22 protein-coding genes and 1 pseudogene are annotated in these 20815 nt (G+C 40.7%); 16 read left to right on the forward strand and 7 right to left on the reverse strand.

Translation table 11 applies throughout. The features are described 5' to 3' along the window. Positions 1 to 77: 77 nt before the first annotated feature. Positions 78 to 692, reverse strand: a complete 615-nt coding sequence (locus HWQ36_RS32155; RefSeq protein ID WP_292710522.1) for a TetR/AcrR family transcriptional regulator — start codon at positions 690 to 692, stop codon at positions 78 to 80. Between the two features lie 323 nt (positions 693 to 1015). Here HWQ36_RS32155 and HWQ36_RS32160 point away from each other — a divergent pair, with 323 nt between their 5' ends. From HWQ36_RS32160 to HWQ36_RS32210, 11 genes are all read left to right on the forward strand, one after another. Further along, positions 1016 to 2584, forward strand: coding sequence for a pitrilysin family protein (locus tag HWQ36_RS32160; RefSeq protein WP_292710590.1), 1569 nt, complete (start codon positions 1016 to 1018; stop codon positions 2582 to 2584). Between the two features lie 100 nt (positions 2585 to 2684). After that, complete coding sequence (locus tag HWQ36_RS32165; RefSeq protein ID WP_292710526.1) at positions 2685 to 4193, forward strand: pitrilysin family protein; 1509 nt, start codon at positions 2685 to 2687, stop codon at positions 4191 to 4193. A 292-nt stretch (positions 4194 to 4485) separates the two neighbouring features. Beyond that, positions 4486 to 4719, forward strand: coding sequence for a hypothetical protein (locus HWQ36_RS32170; RefSeq protein WP_292710529.1), 234 nt, complete (start codon positions 4486 to 4488; stop codon positions 4717 to 4719). A gap of 544 nt (positions 4720 to 5263) precedes the next feature. Then, a complete protein-coding gene (locus HWQ36_RS32175) occupies positions 5264 to 5530 on the forward strand; it encodes a hypothetical protein (protein ID WP_292710531.1) in 267 nt (88 codons plus the stop codon). Positions 5531 to 5644: 114 nt separating this feature from the next. Then, positions 5645 to 5911 carry a hypothetical protein gene (locus tag HWQ36_RS32180; RefSeq protein WP_292710531.1) on the forward strand — a complete coding sequence of 89 codons (267 nt, stop codon included), beginning with the start codon at positions 5645 to 5647 and terminating at the stop codon, positions 5909 to 5911. A 113-nt stretch (positions 5912 to 6024) separates the two neighbouring features. Then, positions 6025 to 6291 carry a hypothetical protein gene (locus tag HWQ36_RS32185; protein WP_292710533.1) on the forward strand — a complete coding sequence of 89 codons (267 nt, stop codon included), beginning with the start codon at positions 6025 to 6027 and terminating at the stop codon, positions 6289 to 6291. Positions 6292 to 6405: 114 nt separating this feature from the next. Next, the gene (locus HWQ36_RS32190; protein ID WP_292710536.1) at positions 6406 to 6666 is read left to right on the forward strand and encodes a hypothetical protein; all 261 of its coding nucleotides are present in this window, start codon (positions 6406 to 6408) and stop codon (positions 6664 to 6666) included. 312 nt (positions 6667 to 6978) lie between these two features. Then, positions 6979 to 7188: a hypothetical protein gene (locus HWQ36_RS32195; protein WP_292710539.1), complete on the forward strand. Its 210-nt coding sequence runs from the start codon at positions 6979 to 6981 to the stop codon at positions 7186 to 7188. A 190-nt stretch (positions 7189 to 7378) separates the two neighbouring features. Beyond that, complete coding sequence (locus HWQ36_RS32200) at positions 7379 to 8569, forward strand: phosphotransferase (protein ID WP_292710541.1); 1191 nt, start codon at positions 7379 to 7381, stop codon at positions 8567 to 8569. Positions 8570 to 8648: 79 nt separating this feature from the next. Next, entirely contained in the window at positions 8649 to 9740 is a 1092-nt protein-coding gene (locus tag HWQ36_RS32205; protein WP_292710545.1) for a T3SS effector HopA1 family protein, read from the forward strand. 398 nt (positions 9741 to 10138) lie between these two features. Continuing rightward, the gene (locus HWQ36_RS32210) at positions 10139 to 10549 is read left to right on the forward strand and encodes a 2TM domain-containing protein (RefSeq protein ID WP_292710549.1); all 411 of its coding nucleotides are present in this window, start codon (positions 10139 to 10141) and stop codon (positions 10547 to 10549) included. Between the two features lie 209 nt (positions 10550 to 10758). Here the strand turns inward: HWQ36_RS32210 and HWQ36_RS32215 are convergent. Further along, a pseudogene (locus HWQ36_RS32215) lies at positions 10759 to 10902 on the reverse strand (TIGR03792 family protein); the annotation flags it as partial. Between the two features lie 134 nt (positions 10903 to 11036). Here HWQ36_RS32215 and HWQ36_RS32220 point away from each other — a divergent pair. Further along, positions 11037 to 11360: a phasin family protein gene (locus HWQ36_RS32220; protein ID WP_292710551.1), complete on the forward strand. Its 324-nt coding sequence runs from the start codon at positions 11037 to 11039 to the stop codon at positions 11358 to 11360. Between the two features lie 78 nt (positions 11361 to 11438). Next, positions 11439 to 11990, forward strand: a complete 552-nt coding sequence (locus tag HWQ36_RS32225; protein WP_292710554.1) for an FKBP-type peptidyl-prolyl cis-trans isomerase — start codon at positions 11439 to 11441, stop codon at positions 11988 to 11990. Positions 11991 to 12137: 147 nt separating this feature from the next. Here HWQ36_RS32225 and dnaB read toward each other — a convergent pair whose 3' ends face one another. The 5 genes from dnaB to gloB all read right to left on the reverse strand — a co-directional run bounded on the left by dnaB (position 12138) and on the right by gloB (position 15756). Then, positions 12138 to 13481 carry a replicative DNA helicase gene (gene dnaB / locus HWQ36_RS32230; protein WP_292710556.1) on the reverse strand — a complete coding sequence of 448 codons (1344 nt, stop codon included), beginning with the start codon at positions 13479 to 13481 and terminating at the stop codon, positions 12138 to 12140. A 78-nt stretch (positions 13482 to 13559) separates the two neighbouring features. Continuing rightward, positions 13560 to 13991, reverse strand: coding sequence for a hypothetical protein (locus HWQ36_RS32235; RefSeq protein ID WP_292710559.1), 432 nt, complete (start codon positions 13989 to 13991; stop codon positions 13560 to 13562). Between the two features lie 47 nt (positions 13992 to 14038). Next, a complete protein-coding gene (locus HWQ36_RS32240) occupies positions 14039 to 14206 on the reverse strand; it encodes a hypothetical protein (protein WP_292710561.1) in 168 nt (55 codons plus the stop codon). A 106-nt stretch (positions 14207 to 14312) separates the two neighbouring features. Then, positions 14313 to 14771: a 50S ribosomal protein L9 gene (gene rplI, locus HWQ36_RS32245; RefSeq protein WP_012409356.1), complete on the reverse strand. Its 459-nt coding sequence runs from the start codon at positions 14769 to 14771 to the stop codon at positions 14313 to 14315. Positions 14772 to 14982: 211 nt separating this feature from the next. Next, positions 14983 to 15756 carry a hydroxyacylglutathione hydrolase gene (gene gloB / locus HWQ36_RS32250; RefSeq protein WP_292710564.1) on the reverse strand — a complete coding sequence of 258 codons (774 nt, stop codon included), beginning with the start codon at positions 15754 to 15756 and terminating at the stop codon, positions 14983 to 14985. A 419-nt stretch (positions 15757 to 16175) separates the two neighbouring features. On the opposite strand from gloB, the gene HWQ36_RS32255 reads away from it, so the two are divergent. The 3 genes from HWQ36_RS32255 (at position 16176) to HWQ36_RS32265 (ending at position 20814) form a co-directional block, all read left to right on the forward strand. Next, complete coding sequence (locus HWQ36_RS32255) at positions 16176 to 17018, forward strand: hypothetical protein (protein ID WP_292710567.1); 843 nt, start codon at positions 16176 to 16178, stop codon at positions 17016 to 17018. A gap of 18 nt (positions 17019 to 17036) precedes the next feature. After that, positions 17037 to 18200, forward strand: coding sequence for a glycosyltransferase family 4 protein (locus HWQ36_RS32260; RefSeq protein ID WP_292710570.1), 1164 nt, complete (start codon positions 17037 to 17039; stop codon positions 18198 to 18200). Positions 18201 to 18492: 292 nt separating this feature from the next. Then, the gene (locus HWQ36_RS32265; RefSeq protein WP_292710573.1) at positions 18493 to 20814 is read left to right on the forward strand and encodes an ATP-binding cassette domain-containing protein; all 2322 of its coding nucleotides are present in this window, start codon (positions 18493 to 18495) and stop codon (positions 20812 to 20814) included. Position 20815: the final 1 nt, after the last annotated feature.

Below are 20815 nucleotides of genomic sequence, written 5' to 3' on the forward strand. Positions count from 1 at the left end.
GTCTCTTCCTTGTCTCCCCCCTCTTCCTTGTCTCCCTTGTCTCTTCTTCATGCCCTGTTTGGCCAATGCCCAATGCCCTAATCTTTGACTAAGACACCATTAAGGAAGATATCAGCGAGTCCTTCAGCCATTTCTTGCATTTGTTGGGGGGAAGCGTCAGGTTCGATGAGGGTGTTGTTAGAAAAACCTGCGATCGCAAACATTCCTAAGAAAACTTTAGCAACTAGCTTTGCGTCCGTTTTGCGATAAATACCTTTATCCATTGCTGTTTGAAAAAATGCTTCGCCGACATCGGTCATTTTGGTAATGACTTCTAATTGAATGCGATCGCGCAAATCGGGGTGAAATTGCACCTCCATAAAACAAACGCGCATCAAATCGGCATTTTTTTGAAAGTTCCACATCCGGCGACGCATCACCTGAGCTACGGCTTTATAGCTGCCCATCTCACTTAATTCTGTCAGCAAATCGGTTAAAATCTCCACCCAGCCACTTGTGGCTACTTCTACTAAAATTGCTTTTTTATTGGAAAAATGACGAAATAACGTGCCTTCAGCCACACCTGCCGCCTGCGCTAAATCACGGGTGGTAGTGCCGTCAAATCCCTGAGAGGCGAACAACTTTTGTGCTGCCTGTAAAATCCGGGTGCGCGTCTGAGCCTCTGAGGGTGGAGAAGAATTAAAAACTCGCATAACAGTTATGGTGAGATTTGCGGAACACGATTTGTAGCATTATTGTCTAACGTCAAGTAAAAAAGCCTAACAAGCTTAATACAACATTAACGTTCTTTTGTTAAGTATCTTGTTTCTCAGGTAGTGTAACTTTATCCTAATTTTTGCTTATGAACCAGATCAGTCGGTCAATTTTGGATTTTAGATTGGGGATTTTGCAGGACTTACGCACTCAAAGCCTGAAACTTAGATCCCCCCTAACCCCCCTTAAAAAGGGGGGGATCTCAAAAGCCCCCTTTTTAAGGGGGTTGGGGGATCTCTTATGTGTAACTTCTGTATCTGTCATCTTGCGGCGGTTGTTTGTCTCTTTGTTGGCTTTGATCGTTTTCTCGTGGGGATTGCTACCAGAAATTGCTCTGGCTCAAACTCAAACTGCACCTCCTCAAGGAGCTAAAATTCAAACTTCACCAGTTCAAAGTTCGATCCAACCTTATCTGGATCGAGTCATTAAACAGTTAACGGAGTTTCGCCTTGACAATGGTCTAAAATTCCTTGTCTTAGAACGACATCAAGCGCCTGTGGTTTCCTTTCTTACTTATGCAAATGTCGGCGGTGTCGATGAGCCAGATGGTAAAACTGGTGTAGCTCACTTTCTGGAACATTTGGCGTTTAAAGGTACAACGCGCATTGGTACACAAGACTACAAAGCAGAAAAACCTTTACTTGAGCGATTGCAGCAGTTAGATACTCAAATTAAAACAGCGAAAGCCGATGGCAAAAAAGACGAGGTTGCTCGATTAGAAACTGAGTTTAAGCAAGTAGAATCACAAGCAGGTAAACTAGTCAAGCAAAATGAACTGGGACAAATTGTGGAACAAGCGGGAGGTGTGGGTTTAAATGCCAATACTTCAACCGAAGCTACCCGTTATTTTTACAGTTTTCCTGCCAATAAGCTGGAACTTTGGATGTCGTTGGAGTCGGAACGATTTCTCGATCCGGTAATTCGTCGTGAGTTTTATAAAGAGAAAGATGTAATTTTAGAAGAACGACGGATGCGGGTGGAGAATTCACCTATTGGACAAATGGTGGAAAAGTTTATCGATACTGCTTACAAAGTCCATCCCTACAAGCGTCCGGTGATTGGTTATGACCAAGATATTCGCAATCTGACACCAGATGATGTCCAGAATTTCTTTGATACTCACTATGTACCAAGCAATTTAGCGATCGCTATTGTCGGAGATGTTAACCCGGCTGAGGTGAAAAAATTAGCTCAAACTTATTTTGGCCGCTATAAAGCAAAAACTAAAGCTGTTGAACAAATCCCAGTGGAACCGCCACAAAAACAAACACAAGAAGTTACTTTACAATTACCTTCTCAACCCTGGTATTTAGAAGGTTATCATCGTCCGGCAGTTACTCATCCAGATAATGCAATCTATGAAATCATTGGCAGTTTATTAAGTGATGGGCGCACGTCGCGGTTGTATAAGTCTTTGGTAGAAAAACAGCGTTTGGCGCTAAATGCTCAAGGTTACAGTGGATTTCCCGGAGATAAGTACCCAAATCTGATATTTTTCTATGCTCTCACGGCTCCTGGTCATACAGTTGATGAAGTGGCGGTGGCTTTGCGTCAAGAAATTGACAAATTAAAAACTGAACCTGTAGCGGCGGTTGATTTGGAACGGGTGAAAACTCAAGCGCGGGCGGGTTTGTTGCGTACCCTTGATTCAAATATGGGGATGGCTCAACAATTGTTGGAGTATGAGGTGAAAACTGGCTCTTGGCGGAATTTGTTTAAGCAGTTGGATGATATTTCGGCGGTGACGACGGTTGATATTGTGCGAGTGGCAAAGGAGGCGTTTACTCCGAGAAATCGCACGATTGGGAAGTTGTTGTCGAAGGAAGGATAAGAGAAACGAACCGCCCTCCGGGTTCACAGTCGCCTACGGCGGGAAACCCGCCTACAGCGCTGATTCACCAAGTCGCCAAGGGCGCAAAGGAAGAAAAGATATGCAGAGGTCTAAGGTGAAGGGTAAACAATTCAAAATTCAAAAGAGTCAGAGGCTGATTTATGCTTTGGTTGCTGTTTTTACGTGTTTACTTTTAACTTGTAATTTTTCTCTGGCGGCGACGGCTGAGGCAAAGCATTATAGTGAGTTGCAGTTGCCAGCGCTACCGGAGATTAAGATACCGAAATATGAGCGGTTTGTTCTCCAAAATGGCTTGGTTGTCTATTTGATGGAGGATCACGAATTGCCGTTGGTGAATGGGACGGCGTTTGTGCGGACGGGAAATCGCTTGGAACCAATGGAGAAAGTTGGATTAGCGGGTTTTACAGGCGGAGTGATGCGAACTGGGGGAACTAAGCAACATTCGGCTGATGAACTCAATGAGATGTTGGAACAACGGGCGGCATCTGTAGAAGCTAGTATTGGTGAAGGTTCTGGTAGTGCTAGCTTTGATGCGCTGAGTGAAGATTTAGAAACGGTGTTTGGGCTATTTGCTGAGGTGCTGCGATCGCCAGCTTTTGCTCAAGAAAAGCTAGACTTGGCTAAGACGCAAGCGAAAGGTGGCATTGCCCGTCGCAATGATAATCCAGATGGGATTGCTAGTCGAGAATTTAAGAAGTTGATCTATGGGAAAGATAGTCCATACTCTCGCACGATCGAGTATGCAACGGTGGATCGGGTTGAGCGTGAGGATTTGCTCAATTTTTATCAGCAATATTTCCACCCCAATAATATAATTTTGGGGATTGTGGGGGATTTTGACTCTAAGAAAATGCGATCGCTGATTCAAGCTAAGTTTGGCGACTGGAATCGCAACCCAGGTGTTGCTAAACCCAAATTACCATCAGTTTCGTCAGCTAACACAGGTGGAGTCTTTTTTGTCAATCAGCCACAACTAACTCAAAGTAGTGTGCTTCTGGGCCATTTAGGCGGACGGTTTGACAGTCCCGATTATGCGGCGCTGGATGTATTGAATGGGGTGTTAAATGGATTTGGTGGACGCTTATTTAATGAAGTGCGATCGCGTCAAGGTTTAGCTTACTCTGTTTATGGTCAGTGGAGTCCCCGTTACGACTATCCTGGCATGTTTATTGCTGGTGGACAAACGCGATCGGATGCTACTGTGCAGTTTGTCAAAGCCTTACAAGCTGAAATCAAGCGCATTCAAACTCAAAGAGTGACAGCAAAAGAACTGGCTTTTGCGAAAGAGTCTACACTCAACTCCTTTGTATTCAACTTTCAAGACCCCAGCCAAACCTTATCACGGTTGATGCGATACGAATATTACGGCTATCCTGCCGATTTTCTCTTTCGCTATCAAAAAGCCGTCGCCGCCACCACAGCTGCTGATGTGCAACGGGTAGCACGAGAATACCTCAAGCCAGAAAAGATCGTGACTTTAGTGGTGGGGAATCAAACCGCCATTCAACCGCCATTAACGCAGCTAGCAGCAAAGGTGACACCAATAGATGTAACCATTCCTGGTTCGCAACCACAGGCGAAAAATTAATCCAAATTGCGATCGTAACCATAAGTAGAGACGCGATAAATCGCGTCTTTACTAATTTAGCGATTTATCGCGTCTTTACTAATTTAGAAAGACAAACAAGATCAGAATATAAATCATCTCTTTTAAAGACGAAACTCCTTTAATTATGTCTTGAAAATTAGCCTTACAAAGTTAAATAACTAAGATTTTATTGCAAAATACAAGTGATGGAGTCTGGATTTGTAGCTTAATGTGATCTCAGACTAGATCAATTAATATCTATCACTAGATTTTGTGAGGTACATCAATAGTCATGATCGTAATATCGAACCTGCATCCTAATAGTGACGTAAATCTACTCACTGAACTAACCGATTGGGAAATGAGAACTGTAGAGGGTGGGAGAAGAAGAAGATCGAGAAGAGACGATGAAGATACTTCTGGCACGATTTCAACAGACAATATCAAAGAGACTGTTAATGATTGGTTAAGCAACATAGAACAGCAAATAGTAGACCTACGACAACAACTGACTGGTTTACAATAATTGTGAGCAATAAGAATTTTATAGTCATTAGGCTCGTGCGCTCTTAGATTAATTAAGGGCGCACAATTTTTGTTTACAGATTTTTGCAATTGATTGAATACATAACTCTAAATACAATCCGGTTCAGTTAAGGCTAGCACTCTTTGTCAAAGTCATTTTTTTTAACGAACCGCAGAGGCGCAGAGAAGCCAGTGCGTTGCGGGGGTTCCCCCCGTTATAGCAACTGGCGCGACACGGAGAGAGAAGCAAGAGGAAGATAAAATTGCTTAACTGAACTGTATTGACTTCAAATATGGTTCAAAATTCATTCTTAATTCTGTGAGCGCTAGCGGTGCATTTAGCCCATCCTGACTCCTGAATTCTGTTCGATAAAAGTAAAGCCATCAATAAAGACGCAACCTATTTATTTATGTCTTATAAATCAGGATTACAAGCTTGATTTTTAGAAAATTTATGAATAAAAATGGAATCAGCAGTTAAGCAATACACAACTTAATCGCTGCCTAAGTCTGTTGAAATGTGACAATTATTTTAGGAGAAAATTATGGCAAGTATCGCTCTTTCGCAACTAAATACCACTGGTTCTGAACTGTTCCAAGATTCTGAAAGCTTCCTCAACGACCTAAACAATGTAGATTCCATCACTATTTATGGTGGTGGTGATGAAGGTGAAGTTTCCAATGTTGCCGACGGTATCGAGCCACTCTTACGGTACGGCATTAAAGGACAAGAGTTCGCATTGTTAGGCTTCGGAGCTAGCTTGACTGCACACATCGTCAAGTCATTTAGCGACTCTGATACTTTCTTGTAATTGACTACTGAGCAATATTCCTCTGTAGAACTTTTTGAATTAGCGATTAAGCTGCGTATTGCTTAATCGCTGCCTAAGTCTGTTGAAATGTGACAATTATTTTAGGAGAAAATTATGGCAAGTATCGCTCTTTCGCAACTAAATACCACTGGTTCTGAACTGTTCCAAGATTCTGAAAGCTTCCTCAACGACCTAAACAATGTAGATTCCATCACTATTTATGGTGGTGGTGATGAAGGTGAAGTTTCCAATGTTGCCGACGGTATCGAGCCACTCTTACGGTACGGCATTAAAGGACAAGAGTTCGCATTGTTAGGCTTCGGAGCTAGCTTGACTGCACACATCGTCAAGTCATTTAGCGACTCTGATACTTTCTTGTAATTGACTACTGAGCAATATTCCTCTGTAGAACTTTTTGAATTAGCGATTAAGCAATACGCAGCTTAATCGCTGCCAAATCTGCTAAATTGTGACAATTATTTTAGGAGAAAATTATGGCAAGTATCGCTCTTTCAGAACTAAATACCATTGGTTCTGAACTGTTCCAAGATTCTGAAAGCTTCCTCAACGACCTAAACAATGTAGATTCCATCACTATTTATGGTGGTGGCAATGCAGGTGGAGTTTCCGATGTTGCCGAAGGTATAAAGCCACTTTTAGCTTATGGTGCTAAGGGACAAGAGTTCGCATTGTTAGGCTTTGGAGCTAGCTTGACTGCACACATCGTCAAGTCATTTAGCGACACAGATACTAACCTTTAATTGACTACTGAGCTACATTGCTCTGTGGAACTTTTTGAATTAGCGATTAAGCAATACTCAGCTTAATCGCTGCCTAAGTCTGCTCAATTGTGACAATTATTTTAGGAGAAAATTATGGCGAGTATCGCTCTTTCAGAACTAAATACCATTGGTTCTGAACTGTTCCAAGATTCTGAAAGCTTCCTCAACGACCTGAACAATGTAGATTCCATTACTGTTTATGGTGGTAGTTATGAGATTTCCAGCGTTTCTCATGGCATAGAGCCACTTTTAGCTTATGGCATTAAAGGACAAGAGTTCGCATTGTTAGGCTTTGGAGCTAGCTTGACCGCACACATTGTCAAGTCATTTAGCGACACAGATACTCACTTTTAATTGAGTACTGAGCTACATTGCTCTGTGGAACTTTTTGAATTAGCGATTAAGCAATCCCTAGCTTAATCGCTGCCAAATTCTGCTGTAATGAATAGCTTTGAATAAACCGATATGATTAATAATCAGCTTTCTTGATTACCAAAAATCAGGATAGCCGATCGGATTAAGCAATTTACAGCTTCATCAATATAAAGTATAGCAGTTGATCAATTTTATTAATTTTTTCCTGACTCCGAGTGAGATTATTAAGTAATTGATGCTTGATTATGCTCACCTTGACTAATTGATCAATGTTTTCGGGAATTTAAATCCATGTCAAAAATTACCATTTCTGATCTGCATTCCGATGATTCAGAAGGTTTACTCATAGACATTAGCAACCTAGATTACATATCTATATATGCTGGTGCAGATGATGCTCTTGCTCAGATTCTTAACTATGGTGTGAAAAATCTTCATTTTGCGTTGTTGGCATTTACTATCCATGAAGTTGCAGAGTTAGCAGAATCATTCAATACTTAATAGTGCATTGATTTAAAAGGTTAAACCTTCCTGGAGTTGTTTTAACATTTTATTGATTTATACAATCGAAAATATTAGGTATTGTATGAGAATCCACATATAGTTAGTAGATATAATAGGTTGTTGATCTATTAAAAACATTAACTATGTAAGAAGTTGTAGTTGTTAATATTGATACGGTTGTGAAGCTATGACATCATTTGTATTGAGTTCTCAAAATGCTTTTGATTATCTGATTCTTCAAGGGTTATGTACTCAAAATGAAAAGTCTTTAAGCAAAATCGAGCTAAAACCTGCTAAAAACTTTAACTTATTAATCAGCTTACCAGATGAGCGGAAACTCCTAATTAAGCAAGAGCCTCACAAACGAGAGGGAAAGACTGCTGGCGAGTTTTTAAAAGAATGGCGAGTTCATAACTTTTTGCAAACCTTCCCAGAACTAAACAATATTCGCTCATATTTTTCAGAAGCACTACATTTTGATGCTGAAAATTCAATCATTGTTTTCAATTATCTAACAAATTATCGGGATTTGATGGATTTTTATGTGGAAAGGAATTTAAATCTATTCCCTATAGAGATTGCAACGGTAGTTGGAACTACCATTGCATCAATCCATCGCCTATCCATTGACCGTCAAGAGTATCAAGAGTTTTTCCAAAATAAGAATATATTCGGCCAAGGAACTCCTAACCTGAATCTTGGAATGGATAGAGTTTCCCCAGCAGTTTTTGGCAAGTTGCCTACCGATGGACTGAAATTTTTGTCTCTTTATCAACGTTATGATAGTTTAGGAGAAGCGATCGCAGAGTTGAGTCATGCCTTCATCCCCTGTTGTTTAACCCATAACGATCTGAAGCTAAACAATATTCTCCTCTCCCTGAATTGGGAAGAAGCCGCTTTTAATGAATCGCCCTCAGATGAGAGTATTATTCGATTGATTGATTGGGAACGTGGCGCTTGGGGAGATCCAGCTAGTGATTTAGGAATGCTGATAGCCAGCTACCTACAACTTTGGCTATACAGCATGATTACTAGTAAAACAATGGCGATTCAAGAGTCTTTACGTCTAGCAACAACTCCTCTACATTTGCTGCAACCTTCCATTAGAGAGTTGGTGACTGCTTATCTCTCTGTTTTCCCCGAAATTGTAGAACATCGTCCTGATTTTTTACAGAGAGTTATGCAGTTTTGCGGTTTTGCTTTGATTAAATCTATTCAAGCCAAACTCCAGCACGAAAAAACTTTTGGTAATAAAGGTATATGCATACTCCAGGTTGCTAAGAGTTTATTATGCCGTCCAGAAGCATCGATACCAACAATTTTTGGTGTAGATGCATCAGACCTATTTCCCATTAACTTATCTCCCGCTTCAAAATAAATTCCAAGTCAACAAGGGGACGCAAACATTTTTTGTTTGTCTGTCCCTATCTCTCCACATTATTGACAGGCAAGTTTTTATGCAACTATTAGATTCGCTGGCAAATCAACTGTCAGATATTCCAGAGTCATTGCAGACATCACTAGACGATATCGTTCATAAGGTTGAAATCGAGTCTCACCATTGTATTAGACATCCAGACTTTGGCCCGATGGAAGTACCAGAATCAATAGTCTCTAACTTTCAGCAATTATCTTTAGATTTTCAAAATAAGTTTTTGAGTTATCAATTACGTAGTTTACTTTACGCCTTCTACTACAACGGCTCATCGAAAAGTCTTTCGTCATCCAATACAGAAGCAACGAATTTGGCTTTGAACCAAAATCTCGAAAACAATACACTATTTGGCGTAGATATAGCTTTTTACGATCGCTTGCATGAAAATAACAGAGGTGTAGGCTACTGGAATGATGGTTGGCTGGTTCTAAAAGAAGACATAGATGGTAGTTTGGTGGTGCATAAAAACGGTTTGAGGCTGCACATTGAACCCGATAGCTTACAACAAGCTGCTAATATCGGCGACTCAATAGCAATCAAAATGCCTAAGAATCTGGTACAAAACGGATTTTATATGGGAATTGCTAATGCAGCTATGGCTCGAAATTATCAAACTCTGGTACGTGTCTACTTCAATTTGACCCCTGAAGGCTCAGTTGCAGTCATGAACGATTTGACTAGCCAACTCAATGCTATATCCATTGCCTTCTCATTTAAAGCATTGTACAACCCTTCTGATTATGGGCGTTACGACTCAGCAGTGCTTTATTTTGACAAAAAGGACTATGAACTTGTTCGCCCAGTCTTAGAGAGGATATATAGAGAAAATCAAGTGCATTTTCAGGAGCAAGTACCTTTATTTACCAAGCTTATAGCACCAGGGTTAGCGATCGCTGAAGAACCAGACCGGAAATTTGGCGACCAAGAAAGTTTTGGTACACACCGTTGCCAAATTGTTGCTAATGGTTTGCTTGAGGCTTGGCATCTAGGAAATGATACCCCAGAAGATAGGATAGCAGCAATTCTGCGGCATTTCTCATTATGGGAAATTGAATTGCAACGTCCTTACCTAAATGCAAACTCGGATGATATCTACACTTCTGTGAATCTCTGAATCACCGAATTTGATACTCTCGCTTCTTGATTAAAGATATATTTTCGTTCGCTGAATTTTAGATTTTAAATAACAAGATTTGGGGCTTAAGCATTAACTCTTAATAGGAGGCTTAAGCCTCAAGTCTTGTTAAGACACTTGGTTTTACTCCTCTTTTATCAACGCAAAACTATACGTTGTAGGGGCAATTAATGAATTGCCCCTACGCGAGAATAAGGGTTTAGGTATTGACAAATACAGTAGCCCTAAATCAGTTGTGAGAAAATAATAAGGTTGTGAATGTCACTAAGTATTGGGTGCAAAATGTGGAGGCGTTCGCTAACTGAATTGAACGAAGCCTATTGAAAACTTCGTAAAATCAAAAGCGCATTTACACACAAACTTATAAGGTAGTTAAAATGACTTACGATTCAGAAGATGTGCAAAAAATCCTTGAAATAGCACTCACTCGGAAACAGGAAGGTGAATTTTCACGAGAACAGCTTATAGAAATGGCATCTGAGTTAGGTATTTCTTCTGATGTTTTGGAAAAAACTGAAAAAAAGTGGTTAGTTCAACAAGAAGAGGAACGGTCACGACACACATTTAATACTTTCCGACGCAGAGCTTTTTGGGGGCATTTTGTTTCCTTCCTGGCAGTGAATTTATTCCTCATTCTCTTGAATTTAATCACTAGTCCTAGTTATTTTTGGGCTATTTTCCCAGCATTAGGATGGGGGTTAGGATTATTTTTTCATTGGTGGAGCGTTTATCAGAGTAAATCAGAGGATTACGAGATTGCCTTTCAGAAATGGCGTTCACAAATTTAACTAAACCACGTCTATGCTTAATTGAGAGACTGTTCGGTATAACTTAACGTGAGTCCGATAAACCTCTCCCTGCCTTAAACTTGCGTTCAAGTCTTTCCCTCTCCGACTCGGAGAGGGACGGTTTTGCGTAGTAAAACCAGGGAGAGGTTTCAATATTTACACTAATTAGGCGGTTACTAAATGAGCCGTCGAACTCAGTTAACTTATGTAGGATCATTGAGGTTGATCCAGACCTCTTTACCGAGAAGCCCAGGATATTCAGCCAGCGCTATTGTTCAAATTTGCGTGTCCTTCTGGATAAAATTTTCCCTTAAATGCGGGGCAACCTGAAACTTGAGTAGTTCTATAATCACACCCTACGATCCTGTGTTTGCTAATTTGCCAAAATAGAGATGTAGGCTAGAAGAACTACGCTTTTGGCATAGCTTGATTGCCTACACTTAGGCGCAAGGGTCAGCTGGTTTGACACAAGTAACAAGAAGGGAATATGGATAACAGCAACTGGTTACAACAGCTAATGATGATGGGTCTTGGCACAACGTCTTTAGTAGCAGAAAAACTGCGCCAAGTCAGCGATGACTTGGTTAAAGATGGTAAGCTCAATCCTGAGCAAGCTAAGGCAGTTATAGATGATATTGCCCAGCAGTTAAAGTCGGAGCAGGGAAACTGGGATGTGCAAATGCAACGGCAAATGCGAAATATGATGCAAGATTTAGGGGTAGCTCGACAGTCGGAAGTGGACGAACTACGGGGTAGAATTGACCGTTTAGAGCGGCAATTGCGCGATTTGGAAAATAAGCTTTGGCGTTAAGATGTCCTTTCTGATTTAAACTAATTGTGTCCTATTGGTAATCTTTTTGCCAGGATACTTAAGTAAGGAGAACTGATTTTGAAACCAATTTTCCTCAGCGTGGCGTTCATGCTGGTGTGTGTTGTGCTTTTGGTTGTGGGGCAAGTAGGCAGTAAACAGAATACTGCCATTGCTGACCAGTTGATTCAAACGCCGCCAGCGGCCACAACTGTAACTGAAAACGATATCTTAATTGCGAGTAATACTATGTCTGACGCTAATGCCGTAACCACCCCTTCGCCTGATGATAAGGTCGTAACTACTCCTTCTGGATTAAAGTATGTCGAGTTAAAAGAGGGGACTGGGGCGACTCCTCAACCAGGACAAACGGTTGAAGTTCACTATGTCGGCACTTTAGAAGATGGTACTAAGTTTGATAGTTCCCGCGATCGCGGCCAACCCTTCAGCTTTAAAATTGGCATCGGACAGGTAATCAAAGGTTGGGACGAAGGAGTTAGCACAATTAAAGTCGGCGGTCGTCGTCAGTTAATCATCCCATCTGAGTTAGGTTATGGCGCTCGTGGTGCTGGTGGCGTGATTCCACCTAATGCAACTCTAATTTTTGATGTGGAATTGCTGGGAGTTAAGTAAAAATTGGGCATGGGGCATGGGGGGACAAGGGGGACAAGGGGGACAAGGGGGACGAGGGAGATGAGGGAGAATTATTAAAATTAAGTCTTTTCCTTGTCTCCACCCTCTTCCTTGTCTCTTTTCCATGCTCAATTCCCAATTCCCGATTCAAATTTTTAAATTTTGAAACTTTGTAAACTGTGGATTGAATAAAAGTTTTGCAGTCCCTGTAGGCCCGTTGCGGTGTTTAGCTATAATTACTTCTGCAATGCCGCGATCGGGAGTATCGGGAGAGTAATATTCATCGCGGTACAACATTATTACTAAATCCGCGTCTTGTTCTATCGAACCAGATTCTCTCAAATCTGACAACATCGGCCGCTTATTAGTACGTGCTTCCACCCCTCGACTTAACTGAGATAAAGCAATAACTGGTACAGATAATTCCCGCGCTAAACCTTTGAGTTGACGCGTAATTTTTGATAACTCTTGAACTCGATTATCGCCTGCTCCTTCCATCAATTGCAAGTAATCTATTACAATTAATCCTAATTCAGTTCCAACTTCCGCTTGCAGTCTTCTTGCCTGACTACGCATTTGGGTAACTGTAATATTCGGCGTGTCGTCAATATAAATTGGCATTTCTGAAAGTATACCAATAGCACGGCTTAAAGGTTCCCACTGTGTTTGACTAAGGCGGCCAGTCCGCAGATAACTACTTTCAATTTGTGCTTCGCTAGCTAATAAACGTTGCGTCAATTGCTCTTTTGACATTTCCAAGCTGAAGAAAGCAACTGGTAATTTATAAGAAGCGGCGATATTATGAGCAAGGTTTAAGCAAAAGGCCGTTTTTCCCATTGATGGCCTGCCAGCAACAATAATTAAATCAGAACGTTGAAAGCCACTGGTCATGGCATCTAAATCGTAAAATCCGCAAGGAATGCCAGGTAAAGCGATGCCTTGATTTCGATCTTCAATATCCTGAAAATTATTAATTAAAGTATCAGAAATGTGAACTAAACCCGATTGGGGACGTTCTTGAGTCACACTGAATACTTTCTGTTCTGCTTGATCTAAAACAGTTGGTAAGTCTGTTTCTGTCTCGTAACCAAGATGTACAATTTCATTGCCAGCTTTAATTAATTGTCGCCGCAGGTATTTTTCCATCACCAAGCCTGCTAAGGCATCGATGTTCACGGCTGATACTGTGCGGTCTACCAGAGTTGCTAATTTATTTCTGCCGCCTATGCGGGCAAGGATCTCATGGTCAGTCAGCCAACTTGTGACTGAGAGCAAATCTGTGGGTTTACCTTGGGCATGGAGCCTCACAGCTGCTTGATAAATATCTTTGTGAGCGCTAATGTAAAAAGCTTCGGGAAGGAGGCGATCGCTAACTCGACTAATCGCTTCTGGATCTAGCAAAATACCCCCCAAAATCGCTTCTTCGGCCTCAATATTTTGTGGAGGGAGGCGATCGCTACCATCGCCTTTAAAACTCAGTTCTTCAGCCATATAACGATTTTATATTTGCGATTTTGGATTGGCGATCGGGGTTTCACTTATCGCTTATATTTTTATCGAGCTTGTTTGTTACACCTCAGCAGGCTGCTTTTGGGACTCTAGCCATTGCTCGTAGGCTTGTTGATCTCCACCAAACGAATCAACAGAGACTTGACGCTCTGGCATTGGCTTGAGGGGTGCGTTGATTGGGTTGTACTTACAGTAACAGATCACAACCATATCGAAGCCCATGCCAACAGGAACTTCAGGCGTATAGGCTTCAACTCTCACCACTTCCCAATCGCTGTGACGATAATGAGTTTTTGACTCTGGATAGCTGGGATCGGCAAACTGATCGACTCGAATAAATTCAGGTGGACGATAACCAGGTTCAGGCAATGCTTTGTCTGAGCAATCGTAGTGTTCAAACAGGGTTTTCGTGAGAGAACCCGTGTGAGCATACTTCCGATCTTCCCAACCTGGTTGACGCTTTTCAGCACGAAAGACGATCCATTTACGCATTAGTCTTGCTCCTTTTGAGTGTCGTAATAGGATTTTGGAAACTCGGTTTAGCCTTCAAACACACAATCGACCTCAAGAATGGGGTCTCCCGTCTTTTCGACATCAACCAATTGCCAGCTATATTTTTCAGCCATTTCTTCACAGCAATCCTCGTCGGCTGCTGCATGACGTGACTTGTTTTCGTCTTCGTCGCACCTGGGTTTTGGCATACTCATAATTTTACTAGTTGGGAGTTAGGAGTGTTGAGCGGAGCCGAAGACGCTCCGCGTCCGGTGAGGAGTTAGGAGTAATTCTCCCCATCCCCTCATCCTGCTGCCTAACTTAACTAGCCACAACTTGAATATCGACTTGTGCCGCTACATCAGAATACAGCTTGATTTCAGCTTGATAAGTACCAAGGTGGTTAATATCGGGGATGGTAATTCCACGCCGATCAACTTCTTGACCTGTGGCTGCTTTAATTGCATCTGCAACATCTTGGGTGGTGATAGTACCAAAAATTGCTTCATTTTCACCAACTTGCTTGGCAATTGTCAAGCTACCAACTTTTTCAAGAGATTCTTTTTGTTCAAGAGCTTGTTGTCTGAGTTCTAATTGCCGTTGACGCTCTTGTTCACGACGGCGTTCTACTTGCTTGAGAATACCAGGAGTGGCATTAGTTGCCAATTTCTGGGGAATCAGATAATTACGAGCGTAGCCAGGAGCTACTTCCACTAAGTCGCCAGATTTCCCCAGCTTGCTGATATCCTGATTTAAAACTAACTGTACGCGTTTCGCCATCGTTTTTCCTGTAAAATCTGATTAATTTGGGTAAGGCTTGATAGCTCACAATGTCACTGCTGTATTCCAAGCTTCTTTGCCTACACCCTAAAGCTTACAGATCGTAGCGAAAGGAAGGGTGCGATCGCAACTATTCCCACTAGAAAGTTCAGGGAGTGGGGAATGGGGAGATGAGGGAGATAGGTAATTACCAATGCCCAATGCCCAATTCCTAAAAGTTATTTTTCATTTCCCGTATGCGGGCAAAGGTTTGCACTCCATCGCTACTCTTAACAGTTGATTGTAATGATGGCTGATCCCAACGTAAAAAGGGATTGGTACGCTTCTCCACTCCCAGTAGCGAGGGGATGGTAGCTTCTCCTAGACTACGGTAAGCTTTCACTTCATTGAAGCGTCTTTGCAAGTCGGCGTTGTTGCCATCCACAGTTAAGGCAAATTGCAGATTTTTTAAGGTGTATTCGTGGGCACACCAAATATGTGTATCATCCGGTAGAGAGCGCAGTTTGCTTAAAGAGTCTACCATTTGCGTTGGTGTTCCTTCAAACAAGCGACCGCAACCACCAGAAAATAAGGTATCACCACAAAATAAATCGCCTGTATCACCAGCTTTTTCAGGCGGAAAGTAGTAAGCGATGTGAGCGCGGGTATGTCCGGGAACGAAGATAACTTCAGCTATGCGGTCTGCAAACTGGACGCGATCGCCTTGTTGCAAAAATACCTGTTGTCCGGGAATTCTACCACGATCCTTGGCTCCTCCATAAACTATCAGTTGGGGAAAATGTTCGATTAATTGCTTATTACCACCTACATGATCGTTATGATGGTGCGTGTTAAAAATTGCTACCAACTCAGCTTTTAACTCTGCCAGTTTCTTTAATACTGGTTGAGCCTCTGCTGGATCGATAACAGCCGCGATATTGTGTTTGTTGTCATGTAACAAGAATATGTAGTTGTCTGAGAGTGCTTCCAGACGGATTACCTGCATTACCTCTGCCTCCCTTACAACATAAATGTTTGGATAAATGTTTGGTATTGAGTAGCAATCCTAGATTCCAGTGAATGATAGTGCTACATTCACAAGCTAGATTAAGTGTTTATACTTTCTTTATTATAGCTGTAGTGCAATATTAACCATGATATTGTACAACTGTATTTACACGGTAATTATACTTAAATAAAGTAAAATTCAGATGAATTTATCAGTGAAACTTCTCTGGGAATAGCTATAAATATAAAGTTAAATTTATTTTAATATTTTTTTACTTAAACATAATCAGTATTCAAGTTCATATTTTGCCGATCTCTACTCTATCGAATTTCGCTATAACTCAAACTAGAGTAAGATTTTCTGAAAATAAATACGTATCTAATTTCCAAAGTCAACAAAAATTGTTCATTTGATTTATGTCAACACCAACTAAAGGGTTTATTACAATTCTAACTGGGCTTTACTCTTTTCAAGATTGCATTCATTTTTTAGCGGCGGTGAGAAAGTTTCATCAAGAGCCGATCGTTATTTTAATTGATCAAGTTCCAATAATTCTTTATCCTTTGCTAAAGGCATTCAAAAATGTAATTTTAAAACCAGCACCTGCAAATGAAAATACTGTTTTAGCATCGCGGCAAGCAAAATTGGCTTTATATGATGCTTCTGAATTTGATAAAACCATTTACCTAGATTCAGATATTTGTTTACTTACAAATATCAATGATGTATTTGACTATTTAGATGAATATGAGTTTTTACTAACAGAAGATGTGCAACCTTCTATTCTTAAAGCTACAAACTTATTACGTGGTAAACAAGAAGACCTTTTGCCAAATGTTCTGCCAATTTTGCAATCGGTAGGATTACCATTACAAGCAGATAGTGTGCAGTATAATGGCGGTTTTATGGCTTTTCGGAAAACAGAAGTAACCAAGATATTTTTTGACGAATTTCAACGTTATTTTGAGATTGTCAAAAATAACCAAGATAAATTACTTTTAAAAGATCAAGGGGCTTTTGCTTCTGCGATCGCATCTGTACGCCCTCATAAAAAAATCTTACCACCAACCTATAATTATCTCAGCAAGTGGCAGGATGCTTATGATATTCAGGATACAATTAAAGTTCTTCACTGTACCTATCCTTATCGACCTCAATATGCTAAAGATATTAGTCGTTCCTTATATACAAGGGTTTTTGACAGATTCGCTAAAGTATTTTTACCGAATCAAGTTACAAATCCTTGGCGTATTAAATAAAAATTAAGTATAAAAACAGTGAAAAATTTTTCCAAGATATCGCTGTTGGTTTCAGATTTATCAAGTGCAGCTATTTTGCGTGCATACTTGATAGCAACAGCCCTCAGAAATTTAGAATATGAAGTTGAAATTATGGGGTTTTTATTTGGAAATAACTTATATCGAAATTTACCATCAGAATTAAACGTTTATAATTTACCGGGTAAAAATTTTCCAGATTTTTTTGGAGAAATTCACAAATTTTTACCAAAAATTAATGGAGATATAATTTATGCAATAAAACCACAAATAGCGAGTTTTGGAGTTGCCCTAATAAAGAAAATATTTAGCCAAAAAGCATTAATTTTAGATATAGATGATTGGGAACTCAGTTGGTATGGTGGCGATGACTGGCATTATCGTTTCACACCCAAACAATTAGCCAGAGACTTTTTGAAATCAGACGGCGCACTCAGGAATCCTTATCATCCTTTGTATGTGAAATGGATGGAAGGTTTGGTAAATAGCGCTGATGCGGTGACGGTGCATACTAAATTTTTGCAGCAGCGTTTTGGGGGTACATTTGTTCCCAATGGTAAGGATACTGCTTTATTTGATCCTGCTCGATATGATGCTGAGTCCAGCAGAAATCGTTATGGTTTATCTGAATATCGTATTTTAATGTTTCCCGGTGCGCCAAGACCCTACAAAGGTCTAGAAGATGTTCTCATCGCGCTCGATAAAATAAATCAACCAGACTTAAGATTAGTAATTGTAGGTGGCAGTCCTTATGATGATTACGATCAGCAACTTCAACAAAAGTGGGGACGCTGGATTATTAAATTACCAAAATATCCAGCTGATGTGATGCCTGACTTAGTTGCAGCTGCTCACATTGTAGTTGTTCCCCAACGAGATACTCCAGAAACTCGCGCTCAATTTCCCCTGAAGTTGACAGATGGAATGGCAATGGCTAAACCTGTATTATCAACGCGGGTTGGAGATATACCCCAAATTTTAGGTGATACTGGTTATTTAGTCGAGCCTGCTTGTCCTGAACAGATTGCTGAACAGATTCAATTTATTTTTCAGAATTTAGAGTCAGCAAACCAGCAAGGTATCAAGGCAAGAAAAAGATGTGTAGAACACTATAGTATAGAGGCGATGGCTTCTGTATTAAAGTCGGTAATCTCTCGATTGTAAATATTAATATGGAATGGAGCGGAAGACATTGAAGAAAGCGGGAGGTGGAGGAACTTTTAAGTCGGGGATTCAATCTTGGATAAATTGAGTCCACGCAGAAGTTGTGAGGGACTCAAACCACAAGATCACTTTGATGGCGGCAGGAAAAAAATCGCTCTTGTAATCTCCCCTTGTGATAGGGCAATATTCTTCCAGCAATAACTGCCTCTTTTGTTGGGATATTTGATATTAGCAAGTTTGGTAAGTAATGTGTGAATAATATTAATAAGTGAAAATTGTATAAAAATACCCAATGTCTACCAGAAAACTACTACTACGATTCGCTAGACCCTATCCAGGTTTGATTCTGCTGACAATATTGTTAGGATTTTCTGGAGCTTTATTTAATGGGATTAGCACCGCTTTAATTGTGCCAGTGGTTTTAAAAATCGTGGGACAAGAAGTAGATTTAAGTACTGCTCCTCCGATCCTAAAAAACTTGATATCTCCCTTTGACAATACTCCAGAACCTTACCGGATAGGAGTAATGGCTGGGGCGATTATCTTCACCATTCTTTTAAAGAATTTAGCTACTTATGCCAGTTCCTTAGCATCGAGTTCTTTAACCCGAAAGCTAACATCAGATATGCGCGAAACTGGGTTAAAGCTATTATTAGAAATTGATATAGATTATTATGCCAAAACGAAGGTTGGTGATTTAATCAACCGTCTTGGTGGAGAAATTGGTCGGTCTGCAAGTTCTATAGGTAGTACTGTAAAGATAGCTATCCTGGCAATCACAATTTTAGTTTTTGTCAGTATATTGCTGTCAATTTCTTGGCAGTTGACAATTGCTGCTACGCTTTTGCTATCGTTGGTGACATTAGTAAATCAGTATGCCATTTCCCGATCGAGAACTTTTGGGAAGCAGCTGAGTGAGATGTCTAGAGCATATTCAGTCTCCGTACTCGAAACCCTGAACGGAATTCGATTGGTAAAAGCGACGGGAAATGAAGAAAAAGAATATCAACGGATTAAAAAACTAATTCGCGATCGCGAATTAGCAGATTTCCAATCTCAAGTTAATTCGGAAGCCATTACACCTCTAAGTGAGGTAATGGGGATTACAGCTTTACTGCTGATTGTACTTTTGAGCAAAACCTTCTTTGCTCAACAGGTTTCTTCTCTTTCTACCGTACTTTTGACATATTTGTTAGTGCTGCTGCGAGTGCTGCCATTGATTTCTCAGTTAAATACTATTCGCAGCAACTTTGCCAGTACCGCCGCCAGTGTGGATGTTACAAATGACTTTTTGAGCTTGCACGATAAGCCGTTCATGGACAAAGGTAAGCTTCCCTACACAAAATTAGAAGAAGGAGTGTCTTTTAATTCTCTTTGCTTTGCCTACCCTGGTCATGAAAAGTTGGTACTCAAAGATGTAAATTTATATTTACCGCGTGGTACGACCTTAGCATTGGTAGGCGGTTCTGGGGCTGGTAAATCTACTTTGGCAGACCTTTTACCTAGATTTTATGACCCGATCGCTGGCAGTATTACCATTGACGGCATCGATTTGCGGGAGTTCGATCTAGTATCCCTACGGAAGCGGATGGGGATTGTCAGTCAAGATACCTTTCTTTTTAATGACTCGGTGCAAAATAACATCGCTTATGGGCGAGCAGAGGCTACTGATGATGAGATTGTGACAGCAGCAAAGCGGGCAAATGCTTATGAGTTTATTAGCAAATTGCCTCAAGGATTTGACACCCTAATTGGCGATCGCGGGGTAATGTTATCTGGTGGACAAAGGCAAAGATTAGCGATCGCCCGCGCCCTCCTCCAAAATCCCGAAATTCTGATTTTAGATGAAGCCACCAGCGCTTTAGATACCGTTTCGGAACGTTTAGTACAATCTGCACTTGACGATCTTAGTCGCGATCGCACCACCCTAGTAATTGCTCACCGCCTTTCCACAGTCCAAAAAGCCGATCAAATAGCTGTGTTAGATCAAGGACAGGTGGTAGAAGTGGGAACCCATGAAGAACTTTTACAAAAAGGTGCTTACTACTCACGCTTGTACTCCATGCAATTTAGCGATCGCCCTAATAAAAACTTGATTCAGACAAAAATTATTAAGGCAATGCGCCTAAACTCAAAGAAATTTGTTGATCGTCCTGAAGCCGCTACTAAACACAATCAAAGCTCGCTCCGCATCTCTCACGAAATTCGGACACAGTTAAACTCAATGATTGGGTTTCTGTACTTATTACTTGATGATCTGGGAGACGATTCTCAAGAACGGCACAAACTAATTGAAGACTCTTACAAATCAGCCTGGAGAATTCTCAACACAATTGATATTTTTGAAGATGTGATTAACTTACAAATCAAGGGGCAAATTCTCTCAATCTCTGACCAAAATCAAAATATTCTAAGCGACTATTATCAAAGCTTTAATCATCTATCCATTGAGTTTAGAACTTCTCTTAATCTCATCCTTAGCTCTCTCCGCTCTCTAGCAGATAATTTGATAGATACTCCCCAAGAGCCAAATGAATTAATTACTGAAACTTATGAATCTGCTATATGTCTATTGAATAATTTAGAAAAGTTTGAGAATAGTATTAATGTCTAAA

This window comes from Nostoc sp. NMS2, from assembly GCF_017115105.1.
In the GTDB taxonomy this organism is placed as follows: Bacteria; Cyanobacteriota; Cyanobacteriia; order Cyanobacteriales; family Nostocaceae; genus Nostoc.

What these genes read in the sequence shown, in the direction of transcription:
- HWQ36_RS32235 (WP_292710559.1), bottom strand. Translation starts at nt 13,991, where the DNA reads ATGCGTAAATGGATCGTCTTTCGTGCTGAAAAGCGTCAACCAGGTTGG.
- HWQ36_RS32190 (WP_292710536.1), top strand. Translation starts at nt 6,406, where the DNA reads ATGGCGAGTATCGCTCTTTCAGAACTAAATACCATTGGTTCTGAACTG.
- HWQ36_RS32170 (WP_292710529.1), top strand. Translation starts at nt 4,486, where the DNA reads ATGATCGTAATATCGAACCTGCATCCTAATAGTGACGTAAATCTACTC.
- gloB (WP_292710564.1), bottom strand. Translation starts at nt 15,756, where the DNA reads ATGCAGGTAATCCGTCTGGAAGCACTCTCAGACAACTACATATTCTTG.
- rplI (WP_012409356.1), bottom strand. Translation starts at nt 14,771, where the DNA reads ATGGCGAAACGCGTACAGTTAGTTTTAAATCAGGATATCAGCAAGCTG.
- HWQ36_RS32155 (WP_292710522.1), bottom strand. Translation starts at nt 692, where the DNA reads ATGCGAGTTTTTAATTCTTCTCCACCCTCAGAGGCTCAGACGCGCACC.
- dnaB (WP_292710556.1), bottom strand. Translation starts at nt 13,481, where the DNA reads ATGGCTGAAGAACTGAGTTTTAAAGGCGATGGTAGCGATCGCCTCCCT.
- HWQ36_RS32255 (WP_292710567.1), top strand. Translation starts at nt 16,176, where the DNA reads ATGTCAACACCAACTAAAGGGTTTATTACAATTCTAACTGGGCTTTAC.
- HWQ36_RS32185 (WP_292710533.1), top strand. Translation starts at nt 6,025, where the DNA reads ATGGCAAGTATCGCTCTTTCAGAACTAAATACCATTGGTTCTGAACTG.
- HWQ36_RS32205 (WP_292710545.1), top strand. Translation starts at nt 8,649, where the DNA reads ATGCAACTATTAGATTCGCTGGCAAATCAACTGTCAGATATTCCAGAG.
- HWQ36_RS32195 (WP_292710539.1), top strand. Translation starts at nt 6,979, where the DNA reads ATGTCAAAAATTACCATTTCTGATCTGCATTCCGATGATTCAGAAGGT.
- HWQ36_RS32165 (WP_292710526.1), top strand. Translation starts at nt 2,685, where the DNA reads ATGCAGAGGTCTAAGGTGAAGGGTAAACAATTCAAAATTCAAAAGAGT.
- HWQ36_RS32265 (WP_292710573.1), top strand. Translation starts at nt 18,493, where the DNA reads ATGTCTACCAGAAAACTACTACTACGATTCGCTAGACCCTATCCAGGT.
- HWQ36_RS32175 (WP_292710531.1), top strand. Translation starts at nt 5,264, where the DNA reads ATGGCAAGTATCGCTCTTTCGCAACTAAATACCACTGGTTCTGAACTG.
- HWQ36_RS32240 (WP_292710561.1), bottom strand. Translation starts at nt 14,206, where the DNA reads ATGAGTATGCCAAAACCCAGGTGCGACGAAGACGAAAACAAGTCACGT.
- HWQ36_RS32220 (WP_292710551.1), top strand. Translation starts at nt 11,037, where the DNA reads ATGGATAACAGCAACTGGTTACAACAGCTAATGATGATGGGTCTTGGC.
- HWQ36_RS32210 (WP_292710549.1), top strand. Translation starts at nt 10,139, where the DNA reads ATGACTTACGATTCAGAAGATGTGCAAAAAATCCTTGAAATAGCACTC.
- HWQ36_RS32180 (WP_292710531.1), top strand. Translation starts at nt 5,645, where the DNA reads ATGGCAAGTATCGCTCTTTCGCAACTAAATACCACTGGTTCTGAACTG.
- HWQ36_RS32200 (WP_292710541.1), top strand. Translation starts at nt 7,379, where the DNA reads ATGACATCATTTGTATTGAGTTCTCAAAATGCTTTTGATTATCTGATT.